The sequence below is a fragment of the Streptomyces sp. NPDC091972 genome (genome assembly GCF_044756385.1).
Taxonomy (GTDB): Bacteria; Actinomycetota; Actinomycetes; order Streptomycetales; family Streptomycetaceae; genus Streptomyces.
Genome location: NZ_JBIVSV010000003.1, coordinates 532,927 through 559,092 on the forward strand (window position 1 = coordinate 532,927; position 26,166 = coordinate 559,092).

Sequence of the window (26,166 nt, forward strand, 5' to 3'; positions counted from 1 at the left end):
AACGGGGGATGGTCCGTCAGCAGGCGGGCGATCAGCAGGCAGGCGATGGTCCGTCAGCCGGCGGGCAGGGTCGGCTGGATCCGCCGCAGGAAGGTCGCGTTGTCCGGCGTCTCGCGCATCCGCTGCAGGAGCGTCTCCAGGTTGCCCTGGCCGTCGCCGTTCTGAAGCGCCCGCCGCAGGCCGCGTACGGCGGTCAACTCCGCCGGGGTCAGCAGGAGTTCCTCGCGGCGGGTACCGGAGGGGTTGACCGCCACGGCCGGGAAGACGCGGCGGGAGGCGAGTTCGCGGTCCAGGCGCAGCTCCATGTTGCCGGTGCTCTTCAGCTCCTCGAAGTAGAAGTCGTCGGCGCGTGAGCCGGTCTCCACCAGGGCGGTGGCGAGGACGGTGAGCGAGCCGCCCTCCTCGGCGAGCCGGGCGGCGCCGAAGAACTTCTTCGGTCCGATCAGCGCGGTCGCGTCGACGCCGCCGCTCAGGGTGCGGCCGTTGCCGGAGGCCGCGTTGTTGTGGGCCCGGCACAGCCGGGTCAGGGAGTCGAGCAGGATCACGACGTCCTCGCCGGCCTCGACGAGCCGCTTGGCCCGCTCGATCACCAGCTCGGCGAGCGCGATGTGCTGCCTGGGCGTGCGGTCGAACGTCGAGGCGTACACGTCACCGCGCACGGAGCGCCGCATGTCGGTGACCTCCTCGGGGCGTTCGTCGAGCAGCACCACCATCAGCCGGCACTCGGGGTGGTTGTCGGCGACGGCGGCCGCGATCTGCTGGAGCAGGACCGTCTTGCCGGTCTTGGGCGGGGCCACGATCAGCCCGCGCTGGCCCTTGCCGACGGGCGCGATCAGATCGGCGACCCGCCCGGTCAGGCCGGACGCCGGGTGTTCCAGCCGGATCCGCTCGCGCGGGTGCAGCGGTGTGAGGTCGTGGAAGGCGCGACGGCCCCGGTCGGGGCCGTGGCCGTTGACACGGGCGACCTCGGTGAGGGCGCGCTGGGTGCCGCGCACCCCGTCGACGACGTCCCCCTTGCGCAGGCCGTACCTGCGGATCAGGGCGGGGGAGACCTGGAGGTCGGAGGGCGAGGGCAGCAGGTCCGGGGCGCGCAGGTGACCCTTGCCGCCGGCGTCGATGTCGAGGACGCCGGTGACGGCGCGGACCGGGGGCTGCTGCTGGACCGGAGGGGTTTCGAGAGTGGTCGTCATGGTGGTCTGTCCTTTCGAGGACGGAAGGCACGGGACATGCGGAAGGGAGGGAGGAAGCCGCGAGAGGGAAGGCGGACAACGCCTTCGGGCGGCGGAGGACAGCACTCACAAGACCTGTGCGGTGCTGCGGAGAAGCCGGTACGTCGACCGGCGGGATGAGGGAGAACTGGCACCGGCGCCACAAACGGGCGTACACAAGTGCTATCGGGACGGTACCACGGCGACTCAGCGCGTGGCGAGGAGTCCGTACAGCAGCGGGATCCGCGGTTCGGGAAGCCGCCACCAGCCGGATGCCGTACGGGTCATCCGCGGCCAGCGCGGCCAGGGCAGCTCATCACCCTCGCGCAACCGCAGGACACCTAGTCCCGCTTCCGTCAACGCGGTGACGACCTCGCCTATTCCGTGCATCCACTCGACGCTCTCCGTGGCGCCCTCGACGGCCGGGCCGTCGGTGTAGGTGTGGGTGGCGTCCCGGTGCACGGGGCCGGCGCCGCCCAGGTAGTCGTGGCGCAACAGCAGTTCCGGTCCCTCGTCCGGAGCGGGCTTCGGGCCGAGGGAGTTGAGCAGCGGATGGAACTCGACCACGTACAACAGGCCGCCCGGGCGCAGCAGTCGGGAGATCACCCGCGCCCAGCGCGCCAGGTCCGGCAGATAGCACAGCGCGCCCTTCCCGGTGTACACGACGTCGAACTGCCGCCCGCCCAGCGCCTCCACGGCGTCGTAGACGTTCGCCCGCACGTACTCGACGGCCACGCCCGCCCGCGCCGCGATCCCCTGGGCGGCCGCGACGGAGGCCGCCGAGAAGTCCAGGCCCACGGCCCGGGCCCCACGGCGGGCCAGGGCGACCGTCTCCGTGCCGAGATGGCACTGGAGGTGGAGCACGTCACGGCCGGCGAGCTCGCCGAGGTCCTCCCACTCGAAGGCGGCGAACCAGCGCTCGGGATCGAGGTCCTGGTCCAGGCCGTAGAACCGGCTGGCGAGGTGGACGGGGGTGCGGGCGTCCCAGTTGGCCTGGTTGACCCGCATCAGCCGCGCGTGCTCGTCGGACGTCATGGGGCCATCCAACCGCGACCCCGGCTCCGTCGCCGTCACCTCGCGGAGAAGTTTTCTCTCGCCCGGGTGTCGATTCGGGCCGGTCCCGTTCGTCGGCGGGGTGTAGGAAGCTCATGAGCACCGGGAGGAACCATGAAGTACATGCTGCTCGTCTGCGGCGACGACACCGCCGACGCCTCGGGCATGGCCCCCGTCGAACCGTGGGTCGAGGAACTCGGCGACCGTGGCGTGCGCCTGCACGGGCACCGGCTCGCCCCGACCGCCGACGCGGTCACCGTGCGGGTGCGCGGCGGTGAGGTGCTGCGCACCGACGGGCCGTTCGCGGAGACGAAGGAGTACGTCGCCGGCTTCGACATCCTGGAGTGCGACAGCCTGGAGGAGGCGGTCGAGGCGGCCGCGAAGCACCCCGTGGCGACGATCGGCGCCATGGAGGTACGGCCGTTCTGGGAGGACGAGGACGCCGAGGGACAGATCCGCCGGCTCGACGCGGAACTGACCGAGGCCGCGCGTACGGGGGACGTCGAGCGTGCGGTCGCCTGCTACGCGCAGGACGCGGAGGCGGTGCAGAACGGCCGGCCGCACCAGGGCGCGGAAGCGCTCCGCAAGCTCTTCGAGGAGACCGGGCCCGTCGCCCGCGAGGTGCTGGAGTCCCGTGTCCACGTCGACGAGAGCATCGCCTTCGGCCACGCCCTCGTCCGCACCGGCGACAGGCTGCTGCGCGTCACCACCGGGTACCGCGACACCGGCCCCCGCTGGCTCATCGTCCACCAGCACGTCACGGAGGCCACGTCATGAAGTACGCCCTGCTGATCTGCGCCCCCGTGGACGGTGCGGAACTCAGCGCCGCCGAGACCGCCGACGACCCCCGCTTCGGCTCGTACATCGAGGAGGTCCGCAGGCGGGACCTCGTCAGGGGCGGCGCCCGGCTGCGCCCGGCCTCGGACGCCACCACCGTGCGGGTCCGGGGCGACGAGGTCCTGCTCACCGACGGCCCGTTCGCCGAGTCGAAGGAGTACCTCGCCGGCGTCGACTTCATCGAGGTCGCCGACCTGGACGAGGCGATCTCGCTGGCGTCCCGGCACCCGGTGGCGGTCGGCGGCGGGTCGGTGGAAGTGCGGCCGGTGTGGGAGTGACTCCGGAGGAGGCCGTCGCCGCCGCCTTCCGGGAGGAGTGGGGCCAGGTCGTCGCCACCCTGATCCGGGTGACCGGCGACTGGGACCTCGCCGAGGAGTGCGCGCAGGACGCCTTCGCCCAGGCCCTCGACCGGTGGCGGCGTGACGGCGTCCCGCGCCGCCCCGGCGCCTGGCTCACCACGACGGCCCGCCACCGTGCCATGGACGTCCTGCGCCGGGAGGCGGTCGGGGAGCGCAAACTACGGGAGGCGGCCGTGCTCACGGCACCCGGGGAGCCGTACGACGACGGCGGTGTCCAGGACGACCTGCTCCGCCTGATCTTCACCTGCTGCCACCCGGCGCTGCACATCGAGGCCCGCGTCGCGCTGACCCTGCGCACCCTGGCCGGACTGAGCACGCCGGAGATCACCCGCGCCTTCCTCGTCCCGGAGGCGACCATGGCGCAGCGTCTGGTACGTGCCAAGAAGAAGATCCGCAATGCCGGCATCCCCTACCGGGTACCGCCCGCCCACCTGCTTCCCGAGCGCACCACGGGCGTGCTCGGCGTGATCTACCTGCTGTTCAACGAGGGGTACGCGGCCACCTCGGGCGCCGATCTCGTACGGCGGAACCTGTGCGCGGAGGCAATCCGGCTGGCCCGCGTCCTGGCCCGGCTGATGCCCGACGAGCCCGAGGCCCTCGGCCTGCTCGCGCTGCTGCTCCTGCACGACGCCCGCCGTGCGACCCGGGTCGACGCCGACGGTGAGCTGGTGACCCTGGAGGATCAGGACCGCACGGCGTGGGACCGTGCCGAGGCCGAGGAGGGCGCCGGCCTGCTGGAGACCGCGCTGCGCCGGGGCCGCCCCGGGCCCTACCAGATCCAGGCCGCCATCGCCGCCTGCCACACCACGGCGCCCACCGCCGAGGACACCGACTGGGCCGACATCGCCGCCCTCTACGGCGAGTTGGCGCGGTTCGTGCCCTCCGCCGTGGTCCGCCTCAACCGCGCGGTGGCCGTCGGCATGGCCCAGGGCCCCGACGCCGGGCTCGCGCTGGTCGCGGAGCTGGAGCGGGAGGGCGAGCTGAACGGCTACCACCTGCTCCCGGCCACGCGCGCCGACCTGCTGCGCCGCAGCGGCCGTACGGCGGAGGCGGCCGAGGCGTACGAGCGGGCGCTGGAGCTGGTGGAGAACGACGCCGAGCGGAAATTCCTCGAAAGACGTCTCACGGAGTGTCGACAGGGCCGGGCGCCGTTCGTCGGTGGGGTGAGAGCGACCCCACGACACCGGAGGCCCTGATGACCGTTCACCCGCGCACCCGCCCCGCCGGCCGGCTCCGCCGCGCCCTCGCCGCCCTGCTGGGCGAGTCCGGCACCGGCAGCGCCCCCGACGTGTGGCTGGCCTTCCTCCGCCTGGGAGGCTGACCGGACCGTCACGCCGACCTCCCGCCCGACCGGCGCGTGACGTCAGGAGGCGGCGGCGGTCCGCGCCTCCGCCTCCTTCGCGATCTGCTCGAACCGTGCCCCCATGGCCGCCGCGAGGGCCTGCGCACCCGACAGCGGACGGACCATCACCATGAACCGGTCGATCAGGCCGTCGTCGTCGAGATGGATGAAGTCGCAGCCGTCCAGGGCCCGTTCGCCGACCCGGGTCGAGAACACCAGCGCGTGGTCGCGGCTGTCCTCGCTGCTCAGCTCGCTCACATAGCGGAAGTCCTCGAAGACCTCGACGACCGCGCCCAGGATCGCCGCCGTGATGGCCTTGCCCGCGTACGGCTTGAACACCACCGGGCTGGTGAAGACCACGTCCTCGGCCAGCAACGCCTCCACGGCGCCGAGGTCGCCCGCTTCGACCGCTTCTCGGAACGCTCGCATCGAGCCTCCATAGTCAATTTGTTGAGTAGGTGTGGAGTAGAGTAATCACCGGCTGTTAGCGTGTCCACATGTCGCTCAAGTACGCCGTCCTGGCCGCCCTGCTGGAGGGCGAGGCCTCGGGCTACGAACTGTCCAAGGTCTTCGACGTCTCGCTGGCGAACTTCTGGCCCGCGACCCCCCAGCAGCTCTACCGCGAACTGGAGCGACTCGCGCAGGACGGGCTGATCGAGGCACGCGTGGTGCAGCAGGAACGCAGGCCGAACAAGCGGCTGTTCACCCTCACCGAGACCGGCCGGCGCGAACTGGGCGCGTTCGCCGCCGAACCGCCCCGCAGGCCGGCCGCCCTCCGCGACGAGTTCCTCATCAAGATCCAGGCCATGGACGGCGTCGATCCCGAGGTCACCCGGGAGCTGTTCGAGGAGCGCCTGTCCTGGGCGCGCGGCAAGCTGGCCCGCTATGAGCGCGTCCGCGAGCGCCTCCTCGCCGGCCGCACCGAGGAGCGCTACCTCGCCGAGGCGGACCGGATCGGCCCGTACCTCACGCTCCTGGGCGGGATCGCCCTGGAGGCGGAGACCGTCCGCTGGTGCGAGCGCGCACTTGCCCTCCTGAAACGCCGGGCTCCCCTAAGCTGACGCGGATGTTCAGCCCAGAAGGCCCCAGCCTCCGCGAACTCGCCGTCCAGGCGCTGTCGTCCGTCGAGCGCGGCTACGACCTGCTCGCCCCGAAGTTCGACCACACCCCCTTCCGTACTCCCGACCCGGTGCTGGACGCCGTGGCGTCCGCGCTGCGCAGGACGGGCCCCTTCGACGCGGGGCTCGACCTGTGCTGCGGCACCGGCGCCGGAGCCGGAGTGCTCACCCGGGTCTGCCGGGAGAGCGTCACCGGAATCGACTTCAGTGCCGGGATGCTCGACGTGGCGCGCGAGCGGACCCGGTCCGCGGGGCCGCGCCTGTCCTGGGTGCGGGCAGACGCGCGCGCCCTGCCGTTCGCACCCGCCTCCTTCGATCTCGTCGTGAGCTTCGGCGCCTTCGGCCACTTCCTGCCCCGCGAACTGCCCGGCCTGTTCGCGCAGGTCCGTGAGGTGCTGCGGCCGGGCGGCCGCTTCGCCTTCCCGGTCGTCGCCCCGCCCCGCCCCTCGTCCCCCGCCTACTGGGCGCTCCTCGGCTTCGACGCCGTGATGCGGGTGCGCAACGCCCTGTGGCGACCGCCCTTCGTCATGTACTACCGGGCCTTCCGGCTCGGGGACGTGCGACGGGAACTGGAACGGGCCGGCCTGCGCGTGGAACTGCGAGCCCTGCCCGAGTTCGGTGAGCGCCGGGACGGCAGCCCACGGGTCCGGATGGTCGTGGCGACGCGCCCGCTGTAGTCGGTCCGGATTTCCAACTGATCCGTTTGATTTTCCAACTCGCCAGGTTATGGTGAGGCGCGTGACCACATCCACCGAGAACGAGCCGCGGATCGATCCCCTGTGGCGGTCCTGGGAGGGAGCGCACGGCGGCCATGTCGCCGCCGTCGCCCTGACAGCCGTACGCGCCCGGTTCGCCGGGGGAGCCCACCCGGTGCGCACCCTGACCACGCACTTCCTGGCCCCGGCCGCCGCCGGCCCGCTGCACGTCTCGGGCACCGCGCCCGCCTCCGGCCGCCGCACCGCCGCCTGCGTCTTCACCGGCCACCAGGACGGCCTGCCGGTCGTCGTCGGATCGGCGCTGTTCGGCTCCGGGCGCCCCGGGACGCCGTACGACGGACAGCCGGCCCCGGACGTGCCGGGTCCGGAGGACTGCCGGACGATCCGGCTGCCGGGCCATCTGGCGCCCTTCGCCCGGCAGTTGGAGATACGGCCGGCCACCGGGGACCTCCCGCTGGCCGGCGGTGACCGGGCCGAACTGCTCGCCTGGGTGCGGTTCACGGACGGGCGGGCGCTCGACGCGGGAGCGGTGGTCACCCTCACTGACGTGCTCCCGCCCGCGCTGTACGCCGTCTGGCGCACCCCGCGCCCCGTGCCCAGCGCGGAACTCACCGTCCACTTCACCGACGCCCTGGACGAGGGCGCCGGTACCGGCTGGACGCTGGTGCGGATCCGGACCGATCACGCGGGCGCCGGCTGGGCGGTCGACGACAGCGCCGTCTGGGCGGCGGACGGCCGGCTGCTGGCCCTGGGCCGTCAGTCCCGCGTGGTGCGCGGCGAGCGTCCCTGAGGCCGGTGCCGGGCGGCCGGGCTCACAGGGCGCTGTACAACGCCCCGATCAGTGCCGTCTTGCGCGGGTCGTCGGCGATGTGCGGCCCCATCCGGTTCATGACATAGCCCAGCGAGATCCCCGCCTCCGGGTCGGCCAGACCGCACGACCCGCCGAAGCCGTCGTGTCCGAAGGCCCGCGGATTGGGCCCGTACGAGCCGTTCGGCCCGCTGAGCCACAGACCGAGCCCGAGTTCCGTGTCGCTGTCGAGTCCCGCGCCCAGCACCAGGTCACGGCATCTGCCCTGGCTCTCGCGGACCCGTTCGGCGGCCTCGGGGGACAGGACGCGGTGGCCGTCGAGGGAACCACGCCCGGCGAAGATCCCGTAGAGGGCGGCGACGGCCCGGGCCGTGCCGTGGCCGTTCGCGGCGGGGATCTCGGCGGCCCGCCACTCCGCCGTGTTCGCCTCCGCGGCGCCCGCCGCCGGGTTGGTCAGGGCGGCGATCGCCGCGGGAGTCATCTGGGCGAAGACGGCCGCCTGTTCGCTCGCGGACGGGGCGGGCGGATGCACCAGCTCGGCGGCGCGCCCGGCCTCCTGCTCCGGCAGGCCGACGGTGAAGTCGATGCCGAGCGGTCCCGTCACCTCCCGTGCCAGGAAGGCGCCCGGCAGCAGCCCCGAGACCCGCCGCACGACCTCGCCGACCAGGAAGCCGTACGTGAACGCGTGGTACCCGGACACCGTGCCCGGCTCCCACCAGGGTTCCGTCGCGGCGAGCCGCCGGGTCGTCAGCTCCCAGTCGTAGAGCTCGGCGAGGGAGTGGGGTTCGCGCAGCCCGGCCAGTCCGGCCCGGTGCGAGAGCAGGTGCCGTACGAGGACCTTGTCCTTGCCCGCCGCGGCGAACTCCGGCCAGTAGGCGGCCACCGGGGCGTCCAGGTCGAGCAGGCCGCGGTCGGCCAGGACGTGGGCGCACAGGGCCGTCGGGCCCTTCGTCGTCGACCACACGTTGACGAGGGTGTCGCGCTCCCAGGGGCGGGTGCGGGCCGTGTCGGCCCAGCCGCCCCACAGGTCCACGACGGTCCGGCCGTCGACCGTGACGCTCACCGCGGCGCCCAGCTCGGCCCGGTCCCGGAAGTTCTCCTCGAACGCCGTCCGCACCGCCGCGAAGCGCTGGTCGCAGTGGCCGTGGACAGCCGGGCGGTACTCGGACATGGGCCCCCCGTCGTCGCCGGAAACCCGGACCGCGGCAGCGCGATCCGGGTCCCGTGAACATACCGACTGGTCGGGCTGGAGGGAAGATTGCCGGCGGGACTCAGGCGTACGAGCGCAGCCAGCGCAGCTTCGCGGCCTCCTGGTAGGGGCCGCCGCCCTCGTGGTCGTTGAAGTCGTAGACCTCGATCGCCTTGTCGGCGTGGTTCCAGGCGTTGAAGGCCGCGAACACGGTCGAGGGCGGGCAGGTCTGGTCCTCCAGCGCCGCCGAGAAGAGCGCCGGGGCGCGGCCGCGGCTCGCGAAGTGCACGCCGTCGAAGTACGCGAGGGTGCCCAGGACGTCCTCGGCGCGGCCGCGGTGCGTCTTGAGGTAGAGGCCGATCTCCCGGTAGGGGTGACGGTCCGTCAGGGTCGCCGCGCGCGGGAAGTCGCACAGGAACGGCACGTCCGGGGCGACCGCCGCCAGGTCCGGCACCAGACCGCCGACCGCGATCGAGATGCCCCCGCCCTGGCTCCCGCCGAGGACGACCGTGCGCGCGGGGTCGGTCAGCGGGTGCGAACGGGCCGCCTCCACCGCCCGCACACCGTCGGTGAACACCCGGCGGTAGTAGTAGTTCTCGGGTGCGTCCACGCCCCGGGTCATGAACCCCGGGTACGCGGGCGCGCCGGCCACCGGGTCGGCGGTGTCTCCGCCGCCGCCCCAGGCGCTGCCCTGACCGCGCGTGTCCATCACGAAGTGGGCCCGGCCCGTCGACGCCCACAGCAGGTGCTCGTGCGGCAGACCACGCCCGCCGCCGTACCCGATGAACTCCACGACCACCGGTACCGGGGCGGAGACCTCGGCGGGGATCGTGAACCAGCCCTTGACCGGGTGGCCGCCGAACCCGGCGAACGTCACGTCGTACACCTTCACCGTGGACAGACCCGTGTCGACGAGTTCGAAGCGGGCGTCCAGGTCGTGCTCGCGGGCCTCCTGGAGGGTCTTGGACCAGAACGCGTCGAAGTCCTCGGGCTCGGTGGAGGCGCTGCGGTACTCGCGCAACTCGTCGATGGGGAGGTCGAACAGGGCCATGCAGGACCGCCTTCACGAAGGGACAGTGCCGGATGATCACACCGTACGTGGGTGGTCGGACGAATCGCCAGGCCCTTGCGGCACCGGCCGGCCGGCTGCCGGCCTCCCGACGGTCGTGGACCTGCTGGTCAAGAGGGCGGGACCGGCGGCCGGGCACGGCGAGCGGGGGATCGACGGCCGTTGCGAATGGTCGGGTCACCACCGCCGTGGTCGAGGGCCGGCGCGGTCAGGCCCGGCGGCGGGTCCACTGCGGCTCGGTCAGCGCCCAGTCCCGTTCCCATTCGGCGAGCCGGTGGCGGCTCGCCACAGCCCGGACGAGCGAGTGGCCGAGCAGGATCACGGCGATCGTGGCGCCCGCGCCGCAGGCGCCCATGACCAGGGTGTGCTGCCAGATCGCGGTCTCGTCCGGCGGCGGGGCCACGCTCCGCCCGCGGGAGTCGAACCACACGTCGACCCTCTCGCCCTCGTCGGTACCGGCCGGGACCCGGGCCACGGCGGTCCTCGCGGCCCCGGCCTCCGTCCAGCGCACGGTCACCCGGTAGGAGCGCTCCCGGGCGCCCGGGACCGTGGGCGGCGAGTCCGGGGCCCTGCCCACGACCTCCACACGGACCCGGTGGCGTTCGGAGCGCTGCTCGACCGCCACCGCACGGGCGTCGTCATGCGCCCACCGGCCCGCCACCGCGCCGATCAGCGGGGCGCCCAGCAGCATCAGAACGGCGACGGCCAGCACCGTCCACGCCTCGACGACGTCCGACCGGCGCCGGAGCGGATTGCGCCGCCAGCGCCAGCCGCGCACCCGGGTTCGCATCGTGGGACCTCCGCACCGCGCACCCCTGCGAGTGGTCACACAGATGTAGTACCCCTCCATCCGCGTCGTTCACGTACAGGGGGCGGACACACCCGCCCGCGGTGTGCAGGCGCACACGGTCAGCCGAAGCGCTCGATCCGGATGCGGTCCACCGGCTGACCCGCCTTCACCAGCAGCCGCGAGGCGTGCTCGGCGAACGCGTTGGAACCGCACACATAGGCCTCCCAGCCGCCCTCGGGCCGCTCGGCCAGGAGGGGGGCCACATGTGCCGCCGACAGACGTCCCACCGGCACCCCGTCCGGGGCGCTCCGCGTGAACACAGGCGTGGTCTCGGCGCCGAACTCCCGCGCGTAGACCAGCTCCTCGGGGCTGCGCGCCGACACCAGCAGCCGCAGCGGCACGGACAGCCCGCGGGCCCGGTGGTGGCGCACCATCGACATCAGCGGTACGACCCCGGAACCGGCCCCGACCAGCAGCGCGGGCCGGTCGCCGGGCCAGGCGAAGAAACCGCTCAGCGGCCCCCGCACCTCGATCTCGTCCCCGGGCCGGGCGACCGTGTGGAACCAGCCCGAGACCTCACCGCCCTCGACGTGGTCCAGGGTCAGCTCGATGTGCCCGGTGTCCTCCGGCGGGGACGCGATCGAGTAGTGGCGCTGCGCCGTGTAGCCGTCCTCGGCGGTCAGCCGCAGCATCAAGTGCTGGCCCGGCAGATGCCCCTGCCAGGCGGGCACCGCGAAGCGGAACGTGGACACGTACGGCGTCTCGCGGCGAATCTCGGTCAGCGTGGCGGTCTGCCACACGGCGCCGACGCCCTCGGCGACCGCGATGCGCCCCGGCACCGCGAACCGGGTGACCGGAGCGGGGGCGGGGGAGGAGAGCGCCTCAGTCACCGGCGTACCTCTGTTCCTCCCACGGGTTGCCCCGCGCGTGATAGCCGTTGCGCTCCCAGAAGCCGGGCTCGTCGTGGTCGAGCAGCGTCAGCCCCGCGATCCACTTCGCGCTCTTCCAGAAGTACAGGTGCGGCACCAGCAGCCGCGCGGGACCGCCGTGTTCGGCGGGCAGCGGCCTCCCGCCGTACTCCCACGCGATCCAGGCCCGCCCGCCGGTCAGGTCCGCGAGGGGCAGGTTCGTGGTGTACCCGGTGTGGGAGCGGGCGACGGCATGGGTGGCGGAGGCCCGGGGCCGCGCCACGGCCAGGAACGCGTCCAGCGACACCCCCGCGAACCGCACCCCGAACTTCGACCAGCTCGTCACGCAGTGGATGTCACCCTCGTAGGCCGACGCGGGCAGCGCGTGCGCCTCGTCCCAGTCCCACGTGTGCGGTTGCTCGACCAGCCCGTCCACCCGGAACGTCCAGTCGGCCGGTGACAGGTCCGGCGTGACCTCCGCGGAGAGGACGGGCCAGTCGTCGCCCGTGTCGTACTGGCCTGGGGGCAGCCCGGCGTTGTCCACGCGGGGGCGTCCGGTGAAGCCTCGGGTGACGTTCATGCTTCAACCGTACGCTCTCGCCGCGGGTGCCCCGTCCCAGGTCAGTGCCCCGATCGTTGCAGCCGTATGAACACTGGGAGGGCCCGGGAATAGCCGTCGCACGCCGCTCCTTGGCGCTGGTGTGCCGGGCCGGTGGCCCGGTGACTGCGCGAGGAGAGTGAGGGAGCAGATGCCGAAGGCGTACGTCTTCACGCGGTACGGCGGACCGGAGACCGAGGCGTTCGTGGACGTGGACCGGCCGAGCCCGGGCCCCGGCCTGCTGCTGGTGGCCGTCCGCGCGGCCGGCGTGAACCCCGTGGACTGGAAGCAGCGCAACGGCTTCCGGCGCCCCGGCGAGCACGAGGAGCCGGTCTTCCCGGTCGTGTTCGGCAACGAGGTCTCCGGTGTCGTCGAGGGGATCGGGGACGGCGTCGATGAGTTCGCCGTGGGGGACGAGGTCTTCGGCACCGCGCTCGCGGGCGGCTACACCGAGTACACCCTGGTGCCGGCCTCCGTCGCCGCGCACAAGCCGGCGGAGCTGCCCCACACGGTGGCCGCCACCCTGCCCGTGGCCGCCGCGACCGCTTACGACGGCGTCCGCCAGCTCGGCCTGCCCCCGGGCGCCACGCTGCTGGTGACCGGCGCGGGCGGCGGAGTCGGCGCGGCGGCCGTGCAGATCGCCCGTGCCGTCGGTCTGCGCGTGGTCGGCGTGGCGAGCGCGGGCAAGAAGGACTTCGTCGAGTCGCTCGGCGCGGTCCATGTCCCCTCCGGTCCCGGCTGGGCGGAGCGGGCCCGGGCGACCGCGCCGGACGGCGTCTACGACCTCGTGGGGGGCCGGGTGCTGGCCGAGGCCGCCGAGCTGCTCACCGACCGGTCGAAGCTGATCACCGCAGGTGCCCCGGAGGAGGACGTGCGGCGGTTGGGCGGCGCACGCGTGGTGCGGGCCCGCAACGGGGCCGTCCTGGCGGAGGTCGCGCGGCTCGTGGTCGCCGGAGACCTGGACCCGCACATCACCGAAACGTTTCCCCTCGAGAGGGCGGGCGACGCGCTGCGCACCGTCGAGGAAGGCCACGCCCGCGGCAAGACCGTCATCGAGGTCGCCCGATGACCGGCGGCGCACCGCACGTCCTCGACAACCCGGCCCTCGCCTCCCTGACCGGCCCGCACGCCCACTTCGCCGAGAAGCGCGGCCGGGTCCTGCGCTACCCCGTCGACGTCTCCCCGTGGCTGGCCCTGCCCGACGAGCCCGACGCGGGCGACTGGGCCGACCTCGCCGCGCTCGCGGGCGCCGGCGCGGAGGTCCCGCTGACGGCGTACTCCGGACAGGTGCCCGAGGGCTGGGAGGTCACCTTCCACGTCGAGGGCGTGCAGCTCGTGGACGACGGCCTCGACGCCGCGCCCGACCCGGAGGCGGTCCGCCTCGGCCCCGCCGACGTGCCCGAGATCCTCGACCTGATCGCCCGCACCCGCCCCGGGCCCTTTCTGCCCCGCACCATAGAGATGGGCACCTATCTGGGCATACGCCGGGACGGCGCCCTCGTCGCGATGGCGGGGGAGCGGCTGCACCCGCCGGGCTGGACCGAGATCAGCGCGGTCTGCACCGACCCCGCGGTCCGCGGACAGGGCCTGGCGACCCGGCTGGTCCGCGCTGTCGCGCACGGCATACGGCAGCGCGGGGAGACGCCCTTCCTGCACACCGGCGCCCACAACACCCAGGCCGTCCGGCTCTACGAGTCCCTCGGCTTCCGGCTCCGGCGCACCACCGCCTTCCTCGCCGCACGGGTGCCCGAGCGGCTGCCGGAGGAGGCCTACTGAGGACCGTCGGCCGGCCCGGGCCAGGCGTTGTAGCGCACGAGGTACCCGGCGAACCGCTCCAGGTCCTCCCGCGACCAGTCCGCGAGCCGCTCGCCGACGGCCGCGCGGCGGCTCACGGTGACCTGGCCCAGGATGCGCCGGCCGGCCCCGGTCAGATGCAGCACCTGGACCCGGTGGTCCTCCGGGTCCTGGCGCCGCTCGACGAGGCCGGCCCGCTCCAGGGCGGTGATCTGGCGGCTCACCGTGGACTTGTCCAGGGCGTAGTGGGCGGCCAGGTCGGTGGCGCGGCAGCCGTCGCGCTCCTCCAGATGCCCGAGGAGCGTGTACGACACCAGCGACAGCTCGGGATGCAGGCGGCCCGCCGAGGCGCGGGCCCGTCGCGCGAAGACCGTCATCTCGCGCTGGATCGTCTCCACGGCCGTGGCTGCTTCCACCGGGACCTCCTTCGCCGTACTGGTTGCAGAGTACAACTCAGGGGCCCCTGGGGTAGGGTGGCCGTCCGGCCGGGGGAGGTCCCGGCCGAGAGGCACCGAGGAGGTGAGACCCATCAACGCTGTGTCAGACCGGGTGCTCCCTCCTCGCGTCGACGCGGGTCACCGCCGGTAGCCCAGGTGACCGCGGGAGCGCCCTTCGGCTCTCGAAAGGCTCTCGGCTTCCATGCCCTCACTCTCCGACCGCTTCGCCACCCCCGACGCCGTCGTCGCCGCCCTGCGCTCCGCGGGCTGCGTCTTCGCCGAGGACGAGGCCCGGCTGATCCTCGCCGCCGCCCGCACCCCGGACGAACTGGCCGACATGGTCGACCGCCGGGTCGCCGGCCACCCTCTCGAACTCGTCGTCGGCTGGGCCGAGTTCAGGGGACTGCGCATCACCGTGGCCCCCGGCGTCTTCGTGCCGCGCCGCCGCACCGAGTTCCTCGTCGACCAGGCCCTCGCCCTGGCACCGGGCGCCCGTGTCGTCGTGGACCTGTGCTGCGGCTCGGGCGCGGTCGGCGCCGCGCTCGCGGCCGCGCTCGGCCCGGTCGAACTGCACGCGGCCGACATCGACCCGGCCGCGGTGGACTGCGCCCGCCGCAACACCGCCGCCGCGGGCGGCCGGGTCCACACCGGTGACCTCTTCGAGGCCCTGCCCGCCGGCCTGCGCGGACGGATCGACATCCTCGCGGCCAACGTCCCCTACGTCCCCACCGAGGAGGTCGCCCTCCTGCCCACCGAGGCCCGCGACCACGAGCCCCTGGTCGCCCTCGACGGCGGCACCGACGGCCTGGACGTCCTGCGCCGGGTCGCGGCCGGCGCCCCGCGGTGGCTCGCCCCCGGCGGCTGCCTCCTCGTCGAGACCAGCGAACGCCAGGCCGCCGCCGCCCTCGACGCCTTCACCCGCAGCGGTCTCACCTCCCGCCTCGCGGTCTCGGAGGAGCTGTACGCCCACGTCGTCACCGGCACCAGGACCTAGGCCCAGCTCGGCGCCCAGGTCCCCGCGCCCGGTGGTTCGGGCCGTGTGGCGTGCAGGTGGTCCCGGAGGGCGGCGAGGGCCGGGTGGGGGTTGTCCGCGCGCCAGAGCAGGGAGTGGGGGTAGACCGGCGTGGGCCCGTGCACCGGGATGCGGCGCAGGTCCTGGTCGGACGGCCAGACCAGTCGGGTCAGTTCACCGACGAGCGTGGCCAGGCTCGCGGAGTCGGCGATGGTGTCCAGGAGGGGGTCGGTGCCGAAGTCCGGGCCGGTGACCTCGATGGTGAGGCCGAAGGCGGCGGCGAGGTCGTCGTAGTAGGTGCCCCACTCGGTCCCGGTGACCAGGCCGGGCATCCAGATGCGGTGCCCGGCCAGGCCGGAGGGGGTCACCGAGCGGGCCCCGGCGAGCGGGTGGCCGGGGCCGGTGAGCAGTTGCACCGGTTCGTCGTAGACCCGCGCTGACTCGACACCGTCGGCCGACCGCCCCGCGGAGTGCGGCACGGCGCGGAAGGTGGCGTCGATCGTGCCGGACCGCAGCGCGGCGAGGGCCGCGTCGGCGTCGAAGAGGGTGACGACGTCGAGCTCGATGCCGGGGTGCGCGCGGTGGAAGGCGCGCAGCAGTTCCGCGGGGGCGAGCCGGCGGCCGATCACGTCGACACGCAGGGCCCGGCTGCCCGGCCGTACCGAGGCCGCCGCCCGTTCCGCGGCCCGGAGCAGTTCGCGGGCGTGCGGCAGGAACGCCTGTCCGTCGATGGTCAGCCGGGCGCCGCGCGGGGTGCGGGTGAACAGCCGTGCCCCGAGGTCCTTCTCCAGCGCGGCCACCCGCTTCGACACCGCCTGCTGGGTGACCGCCAGCCGGTCGGCGGCCTCCTGGAACCGCCCCGCGTCCGCCACGGCGACGAAGGTGCGTACGGCGTCGAGATCCATGCGGGAAGCGTAGGCCGTCCGCGCACAACCCCGGGTTGTGGCCGACCGGGGCCCTGGTTGTTTGATCGGCGGGCCCGGCACTGGGTTGGATGGCGTCGGTCAACGTGAGGTTGTCGGCGAGGGGATGCGGAGTGGGCGGGACACGGTCGCTGGGACGGCGGTTCGGGTGGCTGTGGGCGGCCTACGCGGTCAGTGCGTTCGGCACCTCGCTGTCGTTCGGCGCCTTCCCGATCATCGCCGTGCTGGTGCTGCACGCCGGACCCGCCGCGGTGTCCGCGCTGGCGGCCGCGGGGCTCGCGGTCGGGGCGGCGGTGGCGGTGCCGCTCGGGCCCTGGGTGGAGTTCCGCCGCAAGCGGCCGGTGATGGTCGCGATGGACCTCGTCCGGTTCGCCGCCCTGCTGAGCGTCCCCGCCGCCTACGCGCTGGGTGCGCTGAGCTTCGTCCAGCTCCTGCTCGTGTCGGTGCTCGTCGCGGCGGCCGACATCACCTTCACCGCCGCATCCGGGGCCTACCTCAAGTCCCTCCTCGGCCCGGACGACCTGCTGGTCGCGAGCGCGCGGTTCGAGGCCACGAACTGGACCACCATCGTGATCGGACCTCCCCTCGGCGGAGCCGCCATCGGGCTCCTCGGGCCCGTGACCACCCTGTTGGCCGACGCGGTGAGCTATCTGCTGTCGGCGCTCGGCATCCGCGCGAGCGGCGGCGGCGAGCCGCACCCGGTGCCCACGGGGGCGGCCAAGGGGTCCCTCCTGGAGGGCTGGCGCCACATCCTGGCCAGTCCCGCCCTGCGGCCCCTGTTCTTCAACACGGTCCTCGTCAACGCCCTGATCATGGTGCCGGTGCCGCTGCTGACCGTCCTCATGCTCGGCCCCCTCGGCTTCGCCCCCTGGCAGTACGCCCTCGCCTTCTCGGTGCCCTGCCTCGGCGGCCTGCTCGGCGCACGGCTCGCCCGCCCCCTGGTCGCCCGGTACGGACAGCACCGCGTCCTGGTCGCCTCGGGCGTCCTGCGCTCGTGCTGGCCGCTCGGCCTGGCCTTCGTCGGCCCCGGTACGACCGGACTGCTGCTCGTGATGGCCGTGGAACTCGGGGTCATCACCTCCTGCGCCGTCTTCAACCCGGTGTTCTCCACCCACCGGCTGACCATGACCCCGACGGACCGGGTGGTCCGCACGCTCTCCGCCTGGTCGATGACCGGCAAGCTGACCACCGCGGCCCTGACCGCCCTGTGGGGCCTCCTGGCCACCTTCACCGGAACCCGCAAGGCCATCGCCCTCGCCGGTCTCCTGCTGCTGGCCACCCCGCTCCTGCTGCCCCGACGGCCCGCGCCCGTGCCCGGGACGAGCCAGGAAGCCCTGCCTTCCGGCGCGGGGTCCTCATGACATCGGGCGCCCGGACTGCGGCTGGGGGCGGGCCGTCGTCGTAGGCCCGGGCGCGTGCGGGGATGCGGGCGGCGCTCCTGGTTGCAGCCACCGCGGGACCGCGGTGAAGGGGCCGCAGTGCGAGCGGTGGTCCCGTCCCGGCCCGCGTCGCCGACCCCGGGCCGCCGCGATCACCGCGCGCGCGTTCCGCGGGGCTGCCGTACTCAGGTTCCGCGCACCCGCGTACCCGCGCCGACGCACATCTCTCAGGCCGCAGGCGTCTGCACGCGGGCGATCAGCAGTGCCACGTCGTCGGAGTTGTCCGGCTGGTGCAGGGTGCGCAGCAGCAGGTCGCAGACCTCCTCCAGCGGCCCGTCGGGGCTGTCGAGCAGGTCGAGGAGCGCGTCCAGGCGTTCGTCCAGGGGATGCTGGCGGGTCTCCACCAGGCCGTCCGTGTACAGGACGAGCCGGTCGCCGGGTGCGAGGTCGACGGTGGTCGTGGAGAAGGCGACACCGCCCACGCCCAGCGGCGCCCCGGTGGGGAGTTCGAGCAGCTCGGGCGGACGGCCGGGGCGCAGCCGTACCGGGGGCAGGTGCCCGGCGTTGGCGATCCGGCACTGGCCGAGCCGCGGGTCGTGCACGGCGTACACGCACGTGGCGATGGAGTGGTCCAGGTCCTCGGTGATCCGGTCGAGGTGTTCGAGGAGCCTGGCCGGGTCGAGGTCGAGGGAGGCGAGGGTGTTCGTGGCGGTGCGCAGCCGGCCCATGGTCGCGGCGGCGGTGATGCCGCTGCCCATCACGTCGCCCACGACCAGCGCCGTCTTGCCCTCGTCCAGCGGGATCACGTCGAACCAGTCGCCGCCGACCTCGGCGGTGGCGCCCGCGGGCTGGTAGCGGGAGGCGACCTCCAGACCGCCGGTCACGGAGGGATGGCTGGGCAGCAGGCTGCGCTGGAGGGTGAGGGCGGTGTTGCGGGCGTCCTGGTACCAGCGGGCGTTGTCGATCTGCACCGCCGCGCGGGCCGCCAGCTCCCGCGCCAGCAGCAGGTCGTCCTCGCCGAACGGCTCCGGATTGTGGACGCGCTTGAGGTCGAGGGCGCCGAGCACCTCGCCGCGCGCGATCAGCGGCACGGCCAGATAGGAGTGCACACCGGCCCTGGCCAGCAGTGCGGCAGCCTCCGGTGAGCGGGCGATACGGGCGAGGTCCTCCGGTCCGACCCGCGCCACCAGCACCGGGCTCCCGGTGCGCACGCACTCCGTGACCAGGCGCTCGGGGGCGTACCGGGCGACCTTGCCGGGCGGATCGGCCGCGCCCAGGGCGTCGGGGGCACCGGACGCCTCGACGGCCAGCGGGCGCATCACGGCGGGCTCGGTGGGCCGCAGGGTGCTCGGCCTGCCCTGCGCCACCGCTTCCAGCAGGTCCACGGCCGCCACGTCAGCGAGTTCAGGCACGGCCACGGCGGCGAGCTCACGGGCGGTGCGGTCCAGGTCGAGGGTGGTGCCGATGCGGGCGGAGGCGTCGGCGACGAGTGCCAGGCGGCGCCGGGCCGTCTCGGCCTCCACGGTCGCCAGATGCTGCTCGGTGACGTCCAGGACCGAGGCCGCCACCCCGAGGACGGTCCCCAGCGCGTCCTCCAGGCGGTACAGCGAGACCGACCAGGCGTGGTCCGAGTCGGGGTCGGCGGGCGTACGGCCGACCGTGTGCTGGTCCACCAGCGGCGTGCCGGTGCGCAGCACCTCGCGGGCGGCGGCCTCGAAGGCGGCCACGTCGAGGTGGGGCAGCACCTCGCCGATCTTCCGCCCGACGTGTTCCCCGGCCGGCACGCCGTTCAGCAGCTCCAGGGCCGGGTTCACCGAGACGTACCGCAGCTCGGTGTCCAGTACGGCCAGCCCGATCGGCGACTGGGAGACCATCCGTGTCGACAGCGCCACGTCCCGCTCCAGGCGGCGCACGGTCGACTGGTCGGCGCACAGCCCGAGCGCGTAGACGTCGCCGCGGTCGTCGAGCAGCCGCATGTTGCGGAACTCCACCAGCCTGGTGCCGCCGTCCTTGCGCCGGACGGGGAACGCGCCCGCCCAGCTCTGCCCGGTCTCCATGACGTCGGCGAACAGCTTGACGACCAGATCGGCGTGCTGCTCGTGGATCATCAGGTGGGCCGCGTACTTCCCCAGCGCCTCCTGGGCGCTGTACCCGAACAGCTCCTCGGCCTGCGGGCTCCACAGCACGATGCGCCCCTCGGCGTCCAGCACCACCGAGGCCATGCCCAACTCGTCGAGCAGCCCGCTCGGCCGTACCGCCCCGCGCGGGGGCTCACCGCCCTCGGACGCTGGTATACCGGCTGCACCCATTGCACGAACCGCCTTATGCCGTCCTCGCGGCACGCCGTACCCCCGTGCCGACTCCCCTTGTTCTACCGCGTTCAACCGTCTCCGTGACCACGTGGTCGTGTTCTTCCACCATCCCTCAACACGCGCGGGCGCGTCCGGTGAAGTGCGCCGGGGTGACGAAGGCCGCTTGTTCATTCGTTTGGCCTGTACATGACCGCCGTAGGGGCGCCAGACTGTGCGCCGACCCAGCTCACCCCCGCTCCAGGAGCCCCAGGAGTTCTCCATGCCCCTGCGCGCCAGACAGCGTTGTCACGCGGTCCTCGCCGCCCTCGTCACCCTCACCGCGACGGCCCTCCTGGCCGCCGCGCCGCCGGCCTCCGCGGCGGACACCTGGACCGAGGCCGGCAGCGACCGCGCCGACCCGCTCACCGAGAGCCAGGGCCTCACCTCGGTCGAGGTCCCGGCCGGATCCGCCAACCGGTACACCGGCATCGGCACCATCCCGTTCGGCGTCTCCACCCGCGGCTGGAACCACGTGGGCGACCCCGACGCCTCCTACGACGGCCACTACATCGAGCCCTACCAGGCCGACTCCGGCACCGCGAAGATGTACCGCGTGCAGGCGCCGAACGGGACCTGGTCCGAGTACGTCCACACCCTCAGCCCCGGCGAGGCGCTCAACAACTCCTGGGTCGCTATCTCGCCGGACGGACAGTGGATGCTGTCCGGCGAGTGGGGCACCATGACCCGTTTCCTGGTCTTCCCCACGCCCGGCGTCAACGCGAGCACCTCGCCCTCGGCGAACCTCCCGCAGGCGGCCACCGTCACCCTCGACCACGCCGTCCGGGACGTACAGGGCTGCGACTTCCTCAGCGCCACCCGGCTGCTGTGCTCCTCCGACGACCCGGCGGGCACGCTGTTCGGCTACACCAAGCCGCTCCTCCAGATCGACCTGTCCGCGGCCCCGACCGGCTCGGGGAACGTCACCGGACAGGTCACGGCACTGCGCCAACTGCCCCTGCGCAGCTCCTGCTCCGGCACCTTCGAGGCGGAGGGCATCGACTACGACCGCCGCACCGGAACCCTGCGGGTGATCGTCGTCTCACCCGGCTTCTGTGTGCTGACGGACAGCAAGACGTACCGCTTCACCAGGAGTTGAGCTCCTGACGGGCAGTGCGGGCCCTCGCGGAAATGGGGGCCGGCACCGATGGCGGGCCCTTGGGCCGGATGCGACGGTGGCGACGAACACCCCATCGTCGCGACGGTGGTCATGGACGTCGTCGCCGGCGTGCTCGTCGCCCGCCTCCACGGCCCGGCGCCCAGGCCGCCGCCGACATCGCCGCGACCCTGCCGGCCGTGGCGAATCCGCCCTGATTCCCGGGGCGACGGCGGCCAGTGCGGGACTCGACGCACGTCTGGCGCCGTTCGTCACCGGGTATGTCCTCATCCTGGCCGTTCTCGGCTCCGTGGCCGCGGGGCGGGCCCGTCGCCGGCCCAAGGGCCGGGTGCACGTCGTGCCCGCAAGCAGGAGGACGACACCGCGTCCACGCCGGTCTCCGTCGCGGTGGGGGCGGACGCCGAACGGCAGGGGCCGTGTGGAGGAGGAGTCATGCGCCAGCCCGACGACGAACGCCTGATCGATCTCGCGGCACGGCTGGAGCGTGACGACCCGCGGTTCGCCCGCTCGCTGGGCGCGGGCCGCCCCGCCCGGCCCCGCGAGTACCGGCGCGCGGGCGCCTGGGGGACCCTCGCGCTCGCCCTGAGCCTCCTCGCCGCGGGCATGGCCCTGCCCGAAGGCATCCTCGTGGCGGCCGGCCTCGTCCTCGCCGGTATCGCCGTCCCGTTGTTCGATCCGCACCGGGACCGACCGCCGCGCTGACCCCGCCGCCGGTAGTGCTCCACGAATCGGGGTGCTTTTCTGGGGGTGTGGCGCGGTTCGCGGGGAACCCGGCGGTACCGGTCATGGCCACGAGAGGAGCGACCACGATGGATCGTGAGCGAGCGCACGACGAGTCCGTCTCGCTGGAGATCAGCGGATGCAGCGCGGAGGACGCCCGGATCGTCCTCGACACACTGAGCACGTGCTTCGAGTCGGACCGGGGAGCCGACGAGGTGCCTCAGCAACTGCACGAGACGCGGCCGATGGTGTGGCTGGGGACGTTCGAGGTCACCGAGGCGCGGTCCTGCCCGCCGCCCGCGCGGTTGTCGTCGTCCGTGGAGGCCGACGCGCAGGGCGGGTACTGGGCCATCGAGAAGCTCCGGGAGACGCTGGACTCGATGTTCACGGTGCGGGACCTCGCGTCCGCGTCGGGTGACCAGGAGCGGGAACTGCACGTGCGGCTGGAGAGCCGCTGACGTCCGTGCCGCCGTCTCGGCCATCGCGCCCCCGCGCTTCCGCGGGGGCGCGCGCGGCCGACCGGTGTCGCCTCCGCCCTTGTGCACGGGCGCGCCCGGCCTACGGGTGATCAGCCCTGCCGCACCGGCACCACCACCATCTCGGCGACGTTGACGTTCGGCGGGGCCGCCGCCGCGAAGGCGATGGCTTCCGCGATGTCCGTCGCGGTCAGGGGGGTCAGGCCGGCGCGCATGCGGGACAGGGACTCCCTGGTCCCGGTGTCCCGCATGTCCGCGCCCAGCTCGGTGGCCGTGACCCCCGGCTCGATGTTCTTCACCCGGACCCCGCGCGGGCCGAGCTCGGCCCGCAGATTGCGTGTGAGGTGGGCGACGGCCGCCTTGGTGGCGCAGTAGACGGACCAGTCGGGGAAGAGGAGATGGCCGCCCACCGAGCCGACGTGGACGAGGTCGGCACGGCCGCCGCCGGAGGCCGTGGCGAGCAGGCCGTCGGTGAAGGCGCGGGCGGTGTGCAGCAGAGCCCGCAGGTTGACGTCGATCATGCGGTCCCACTCGTCGGTCGCGGCCCGTTCGAAGGGGGCGCCGAGCATGACGCCGGCGTTGGCCACCACCAGGTCGACGGTGCCGAGCGTTCCGGTGACCGAGGCGGCCGCCTCCGCGACCGCCTCGGCGTCGGTCAGGTCCACGGCGACCGGCAGGATCCGTCCGTCGGCGGTACGGGCCAGCTCGTCGGCCAGTTGCTCGAGTCGGTCCTCGCGTCGCCCCAGCAGGGCGACGCTCGCTCCGCCGGCGGCGAGGCGGCGTGCCGTGGCCGCGCCGATCCCGCTGGACGCGCCGGTGACGACGGCGATGCGGTTCGTGAGGTTCCAGGTGTCTGTCATGCCGTCCACGGTGGGGCCGGTGCAGGGCTCTGACCAGGCCGTACCGCGCCGAGGAGAGCGGATCGTAGGAGTACCGCGGCCACCTTGCGGACTCCCGCGGGACGGCGGGCGGACCTAGGGTCGGCGTATGGACACCGACAACCGGCTCGGCCTCTTCCTGCGTGCCCGCCGCGCCCTGGTACGGCCCGAGGACGCGGGGCTGCCGGCCGGGAGCCGGCGTCGGGTGGCGGGCCTGCGCCGCGAGGAGGTCGCGGTGCTGGCCGGGGTCAGCACCGACTACTACGTCCGCCTGGAACAGGGCCGCGAGCGCAACCCCTCGGCGCAGGTCGTCGACGCGCTGGCCCGGGTCCTGGGCCTGGAGGAGGACGCGGCCGACCACCTGCACCGCCTGGCGCGCCCCGCCGCGAACCGGCCACGTCCGCGGCGGGAGGTGGTCAGCCCGGCCCTGCTGCGGATGATGGAGGGCTGGCACCGCACCCCGGCCGTGGTCCTCGGCCGCTGTCTGACCGTCCTCGCCCACAACGTCCTGGGCGGTGCCCTCTTCGCGGGCCACGCCCACAGCGGCGATCTGCCGCGCCTGGTCTTCCTCGACCCCGACGCCCGGGACTTCTACCCGGACTGGGAGTCGGTGGCCATGAACACCGTGGCCGCTCTGCGGGCCGGTGCCGAAGCCGCCCACGACGATCCGCGGATGATCACCACGGTGGGTGAACTCTCGCTGCGCAGCGAGGAGTTCCGGGCGCTCTGGGCCCGCCACGACATCCGCCGCAAGACCCGCGAGAGCAAACGCTTCCGGCATCCGCTGGTCGGTGAGCTGACCCTCGACTACGAGGCGCTGACCGTCAACAGCGCCCCCGGTCAGCAGCTGGTCGTCTACCAGGCCGAGCCGGGCAGCCCGTCGGAACAGGCGCTCGCCCTGCTGGGCAGCCTCGCCGCGGCCGAGGCCCCCGCGGACCGGACGGCCGACACCTGAGACGACCACGTGGCTCGGATCACCCCCTCCCTGTTGTGCAACTAGTTGCATAAAAGTGTCGCGGTCCTCTACAACAGAGAGGCACGAGACCGCGACGGAGGGGCCCGATGAGCCGTTACCCGCACCTGCTGAACCCGCTCGACCTGGGCTTCACCACCCTGCCCAACCGCGTGCTGATGGGCTCCATGCACGTCGGTCTCGAAGAGGCCGAGCGCGGCTTCGAGCGCATGGCCGCCTTCTACGCGGAGCGGGCGCGCGGGGGAGTGGGCCTGATCGTCACCGGCGGCATCGCGCCCAACGACGAGGGACGGCCCTACGAGGGCGGCGCCAAGCTCACCACGGACGCGGAGGCCGAGCAGCACCGGACCGTCACCGAGGCCGTGCACCGCGAAGGCGGCCGGATAGCGATGCAGATCCTGCACTTCGGCCGGTACGCCTACCACCGCGACCTCGTCGCCCCGAGCCCCCTCCAGGCGCCGATCAGCCCCTTCGTACCCCGCGAGCTCGCCGACGCCGAGGTCGAGCGGACCATCGACGACTACGCCCGCACCGCCCGCCTCGCCCGGCAGGCCGGCTACGACGGCGTGGAGATCATGGGCTCCGAGGGCTACCTCATCAACGAGTTCATCGCCGCGCAGACCAACCGGCGCACCGACCGCTGGGGCGGCTCGTACGAGAACCGCATGCGCTTCCCGGTGGAGATCGTGCGCCGGGTGCGCGAGGCCGTCGGCGACGACTTCATCATCGTCTACCGGCTGTCCATGCTGGACCTCGTCCCGGGCGGCTCCACGCTCGACGAGGTGATCACCCTCGCCAAGGCCGTCGAGGCCGCCGGGGCCACCCTCATCAACACCGGCATCGGCTGGCACGAGGCCCGCATCCCCACCATCGCCACCTCCGTCCCGCGCGGCGCCTACACCTGGGTGACCAAGCGGCTCATGGGTGAGGTGTCGGTCCCGCTCGTGACCACCAACCGCATCAACACCCCGGAACTGGCCGAGGAGTTGCTCGCCGACGGGTACGCCGACATGGTGTCGATGGCCCGCCCGATGCTCGCCGACCCGGAGTTCGTGAACAAGGCTGCCGCCGGGACGCCCGAGGCCATCAACACCTGCATCGGCTGCAACCAGGCCTGCCTGGACCACACCTTCAGCGGGAAGACCACCTCCTGCCTGGTCAACCCGCGCGCCTGCCACGAGACCGAGCTGGTGCTGTCCCCGACCCGGCTGAAGAAGCGCGTGGCCGTCGTCGGAGCCGGCCCCGCGGGTCTCGCCTGCGCGGTCTCCGCCGCCGAACGCGGCCACCAGGTCACCCTGTTCGACGCCGCGAGCGAGATCGGCGGCCAGCTCAACGTCGCCCGCAAGGTACCCGGCAAGCAGGAGTTCGACGAGACGATCCGCTACTTCCGCCACCGGCTCGACGCCCACGGCGTGGACGTACGGCTCAACACCCCCGTGTCGGCAGGAGACTTGGACGCCTACGACGAGGTCGTCGTGGCCACCGGCGTCACCCCGCGCACCCCCGACATCCCCGGCGTCGACCACCCGAGCGTGGTCGGCTACCTCGACGTCCTGCGCGACAACGCGCCCGTCGGCGACCGGGTCGCGATCCTCGGCGCCGGCGGCATCGGCTTCGACGTCGCCGAGTTCCTCACCGACGGCGGCGACAAGGCCCACGAGAACCCCGAGACGTACTTCCGCCAGTGGGGCGTCGACATGGACTACACGGCACCCGGCGGACTCACGGTCCCCGAACGCCCCGCCCCGCCCCGTACCGTGCACCTCCTCCAGCGCAAGACCAGCAAGGTCGGCGCGGGGCTCGGCAAGACCACCGGCTGGATCCACCGCACCGAACTGAAGCACCGCGGCGTCACCATGGTCCCGGGGGTGCGCTACGACCGGATCGACGACGCCGGACTGCACGTCACCGTCGGCGAGGAGAGCACGGTCCTGGAGGTCGACACCATCGTGCTGTGCACCGGGCAGGAACCGCGCCGGGACCTGTACGAGGAGCTCCTCGCCGCCGGTCGCAGCGCGCATCTGATCGGCGGTGCCGACGTGGCCGCCGAGCTGGACGCCAAGCGGGCGATCAAGCAGGGCACCGAGGTCGCGGCCGCCCTCTGAGGGCCGTCC

The 26,166-nt window shown here is 73.6% G+C and carries 28 protein-coding genes; 16 read left to right on the plus strand and 12 right to left on the minus strand.

The genetic code is table 11. The features are described from left to right. Positions 1-53: 53 nt before the first annotated feature. Positions 54-1,190, minus strand: a complete 1,137-nt coding sequence (gene rho, locus ACIQJT_RS11500; protein ID WP_402642233.1) for a transcription termination factor Rho — start codon at positions 1,188-1,190, stop codon at positions 54-56. A 225-nt stretch (positions 1,191-1,415) separates the two neighbouring features. Further along, positions 1,416-2,243 carry a class I SAM-dependent methyltransferase gene (locus ACIQJT_RS11505; protein ID WP_402642235.1) on the minus strand — a complete coding sequence of 276 codons (828 nt, stop codon included), beginning with the start codon at positions 2,241-2,243 and terminating at the stop codon, positions 1,416-1,418. Between the two features lie 132 nt (positions 2,244-2,375). On the opposite strand from ACIQJT_RS11505, the gene ACIQJT_RS11510 reads away from it, so the two are divergent. From ACIQJT_RS11510 to ACIQJT_RS11525, 4 genes are read left to right on the plus strand one after another with little or no spacing between them, the layout of a single operon-like run. Further along, entirely contained in the window at positions 2,376-3,038 is a 663-nt protein-coding gene (locus ACIQJT_RS11510; RefSeq protein ID WP_365449178.1) for a YciI family protein, read from the plus strand. Continuing rightward, positions 3,035-3,376 carry a YciI family protein gene (locus ACIQJT_RS11515; RefSeq protein WP_402642239.1) on the plus strand — a complete coding sequence of 114 codons (342 nt, stop codon included), beginning with the start codon at positions 3,035-3,037 and terminating at the stop codon, positions 3,374-3,376. Before ACIQJT_RS11510 ends, ACIQJT_RS11515 begins: the two co-directional genes overlap by 4 nt. After that, the gene (locus ACIQJT_RS11520) at positions 3,373-4,653 is read left to right on the plus strand and encodes an RNA polymerase sigma factor (protein WP_402642620.1); all 1,281 of its coding nucleotides are present in this window, start codon (positions 3,373-3,375) and stop codon (positions 4,651-4,653) included. Before ACIQJT_RS11515 ends, ACIQJT_RS11520 begins: the two co-directional genes overlap by 4 nt. Next, positions 4,653-4,778, plus strand: a complete 126-nt coding sequence (locus tag ACIQJT_RS11525) for a hypothetical protein (RefSeq protein ID WP_365449182.1) — start codon at positions 4,653-4,655, stop codon at positions 4,776-4,778. The genes ACIQJT_RS11520 and ACIQJT_RS11525 overlap by 1 nt, the downstream gene beginning before the upstream one ends. 42 nt (positions 4,779-4,820) lie before the next feature. Here ACIQJT_RS11525 and ACIQJT_RS11530 read toward each other — a convergent pair whose 3' ends face one another. Beyond that, a complete protein-coding gene (locus tag ACIQJT_RS11530; RefSeq protein ID WP_402642242.1) occupies positions 4,821-5,228 on the minus strand; it encodes a nuclear transport factor 2 family protein in 408 nt (135 codons plus the stop codon). A gap of 68 nt (positions 5,229-5,296) precedes the next feature. Between ACIQJT_RS11530 and ACIQJT_RS11535 the strand changes: the two genes are divergently transcribed. From ACIQJT_RS11535 to ACIQJT_RS11545, 3 genes are all read left to right on the plus strand, one after another. Next, positions 5,297-5,860: a PadR family transcriptional regulator gene (locus tag ACIQJT_RS11535; protein ID WP_365449186.1), complete on the plus strand. Its 564-nt coding sequence runs from the start codon at positions 5,297-5,299 to the stop codon at positions 5,858-5,860. 5 nt (positions 5,861-5,865) lie between these two features. Continuing rightward, a complete protein-coding gene (locus ACIQJT_RS11540; protein WP_402642245.1) occupies positions 5,866-6,594 on the plus strand; it encodes a class I SAM-dependent methyltransferase in 729 nt (242 codons plus the stop codon). 61 nt (positions 6,595-6,655) lie between these two features. After that, a complete protein-coding gene (locus ACIQJT_RS11545; RefSeq protein ID WP_402642247.1) occupies positions 6,656-7,423 on the plus strand; it encodes an acyl-CoA thioesterase in 768 nt (255 codons plus the stop codon). A gap of 22 nt (positions 7,424-7,445) precedes the next feature. Here ACIQJT_RS11545 and ACIQJT_RS11550 read toward each other — a convergent pair whose 3' ends face one another. The 5 genes from ACIQJT_RS11550 to ACIQJT_RS11570 form a co-directional block, all read right to left on the minus strand. Continuing rightward, positions 7,446-8,612 carry a serine hydrolase domain-containing protein gene (locus ACIQJT_RS11550; RefSeq protein ID WP_402642249.1) on the minus strand — a complete coding sequence of 389 codons (1,167 nt, stop codon included), beginning with the start codon at positions 8,610-8,612 and terminating at the stop codon, positions 7,446-7,448. A gap of 100 nt (positions 8,613-8,712) precedes the next feature. Continuing rightward, positions 8,713-9,681 carry an acetylxylan esterase gene (locus ACIQJT_RS11555; protein ID WP_402642251.1) on the minus strand — a complete coding sequence of 323 codons (969 nt, stop codon included), beginning with the start codon at positions 9,679-9,681 and terminating at the stop codon, positions 8,713-8,715. 226 nt (positions 9,682-9,907) lie between these two features. Then, positions 9,908-10,489, minus strand: a complete 582-nt coding sequence (locus ACIQJT_RS11560; protein WP_402642254.1) for a hypothetical protein — start codon at positions 10,487-10,489, stop codon at positions 9,908-9,910. A 119-nt stretch (positions 10,490-10,608) separates the two neighbouring features. Continuing rightward, a complete protein-coding gene (locus tag ACIQJT_RS11565) occupies positions 10,609-11,379 on the minus strand; it encodes a ferredoxin reductase (protein ID WP_365449198.1) in 771 nt (256 codons plus the stop codon). Continuing rightward, the gene (locus ACIQJT_RS11570) at positions 11,372-11,977 is read right to left on the minus strand and encodes a sulfite oxidase-like oxidoreductase (RefSeq protein ID WP_402642256.1); all 606 of its coding nucleotides are present in this window, start codon (positions 11,975-11,977) and stop codon (positions 11,372-11,374) included. Before ACIQJT_RS11570 ends, ACIQJT_RS11565 begins: the two co-directional genes overlap by 8 nt. Before the next feature lie 169 nt (positions 11,978-12,146). On the opposite strand from ACIQJT_RS11570, the gene ACIQJT_RS11575 reads away from it, so the two are divergent. Both ACIQJT_RS11575 and ACIQJT_RS11580 read left to right on the plus strand, forming a co-directional pair. Continuing rightward, positions 12,147-13,064, plus strand: a complete 918-nt coding sequence (locus ACIQJT_RS11575) for an NADP-dependent oxidoreductase (RefSeq protein ID WP_402642623.1) — start codon at positions 12,147-12,149, stop codon at positions 13,062-13,064. After that, positions 13,061-13,771 (plus strand): GNAT family N-acetyltransferase, encoded by a 711-nt coding sequence (locus tag ACIQJT_RS11580; RefSeq protein WP_402642260.1) that lies wholly within the window; start codon positions 13,061-13,063, stop codon positions 13,769-13,771. Before ACIQJT_RS11575 ends, ACIQJT_RS11580 begins: the two co-directional genes overlap by 4 nt. On the opposite strand, the gene ACIQJT_RS11585 is transcribed toward ACIQJT_RS11580, so the two are convergent. Then, positions 13,765-14,205, minus strand: coding sequence for a MarR family winged helix-turn-helix transcriptional regulator (locus ACIQJT_RS11585; RefSeq protein ID WP_402642262.1), 441 nt, complete (start codon positions 14,203-14,205; stop codon positions 13,765-13,767). The two genes, ACIQJT_RS11580 and ACIQJT_RS11585, sit on opposite strands and share 7 nt — an antisense overlap. Before the next feature lie 223 nt (positions 14,206-14,428). Between ACIQJT_RS11585 and ACIQJT_RS11590 the strand changes: the two genes are divergently transcribed. Further along, positions 14,429-15,220, plus strand: coding sequence for a putative protein N(5)-glutamine methyltransferase (locus ACIQJT_RS11590; protein WP_402642264.1), 792 nt, complete (start codon positions 14,429-14,431; stop codon positions 15,218-15,220). On the opposite strand, the gene ACIQJT_RS11595 is transcribed toward ACIQJT_RS11590, so the two are convergent. Next, positions 15,217-16,143 carry a LysR family transcriptional regulator gene (locus tag ACIQJT_RS11595; RefSeq protein ID WP_402642266.1) on the minus strand — a complete coding sequence of 309 codons (927 nt, stop codon included), beginning with the start codon at positions 16,141-16,143 and terminating at the stop codon, positions 15,217-15,219. The genes ACIQJT_RS11590 and ACIQJT_RS11595 overlap by 4 nt on opposite strands. A gap of 131 nt (positions 16,144-16,274) precedes the next feature. On the opposite strand from ACIQJT_RS11595, the gene ACIQJT_RS11600 reads away from it, so the two are divergent. After that, positions 16,275-17,522, plus strand: coding sequence for an MFS transporter (locus tag ACIQJT_RS11600; protein WP_402642269.1), 1,248 nt, complete (start codon positions 16,275-16,277; stop codon positions 17,520-17,522). Positions 17,523-17,767: 245 nt separating this feature from the next. Here ACIQJT_RS11600 and ACIQJT_RS11605 read toward each other — a convergent pair whose 3' ends face one another. Further along, positions 17,768-19,849, minus strand: a complete 2,082-nt coding sequence (locus ACIQJT_RS11605; protein ID WP_365449214.1) for a SpoIIE family protein phosphatase — start codon at positions 19,847-19,849, stop codon at positions 17,768-17,770. A 262-nt stretch (positions 19,850-20,111) separates the two neighbouring features. Here ACIQJT_RS11605 and ACIQJT_RS11610 point away from each other — a divergent pair, with 262 nt between their 5' ends. The 3 genes from ACIQJT_RS11610 (at position 20,112) to ACIQJT_RS11620 (ending at position 22,183) form a co-directional block, all read left to right on the plus strand. After that, positions 20,112-20,987, plus strand: a complete 876-nt coding sequence (locus ACIQJT_RS11610; protein WP_365449216.1) for a hypothetical protein — start codon at positions 20,112-20,114, stop codon at positions 20,985-20,987. A 450-nt stretch (positions 20,988-21,437) separates the two neighbouring features. Continuing rightward, positions 21,438-21,707: a DUF3040 domain-containing protein gene (locus ACIQJT_RS11615; RefSeq protein WP_365449218.1), complete on the plus strand. Its 270-nt coding sequence runs from the start codon at positions 21,438-21,440 to the stop codon at positions 21,705-21,707. 107 nt (positions 21,708-21,814) lie between these two features. Further along, complete coding sequence (locus ACIQJT_RS11620; protein ID WP_365449220.1) at positions 21,815-22,183, plus strand: hypothetical protein; 369 nt, start codon at positions 21,815-21,817, stop codon at positions 22,181-22,183. 110 nt (positions 22,184-22,293) lie between these two features. On the opposite strand, the gene ACIQJT_RS11625 is transcribed toward ACIQJT_RS11620, so the two are convergent. Further along, on the minus strand, positions 22,294-23,061 hold the full coding sequence (locus tag ACIQJT_RS11625) for an SDR family oxidoreductase (protein ID WP_402642273.1): 768 nt from the start codon (positions 23,059-23,061) through the stop codon (positions 22,294-22,296). A 127-nt stretch (positions 23,062-23,188) separates the two neighbouring features. On the opposite strand from ACIQJT_RS11625, the gene ACIQJT_RS11630 reads away from it, so the two are divergent. Further along, a complete protein-coding gene (locus ACIQJT_RS11630) occupies positions 23,189-24,034 on the plus strand; it encodes a helix-turn-helix transcriptional regulator (RefSeq protein ID WP_365449224.1) in 846 nt (281 codons plus the stop codon). Between the two features lie 107 nt (positions 24,035-24,141). After that, entirely contained in the window at positions 24,142-26,157 is a 2,016-nt protein-coding gene (locus tag ACIQJT_RS11635) for an FAD-dependent oxidoreductase (protein ID WP_402642276.1), read from the plus strand. Positions 26,158-26,166: the final 9 nt, after the last annotated feature.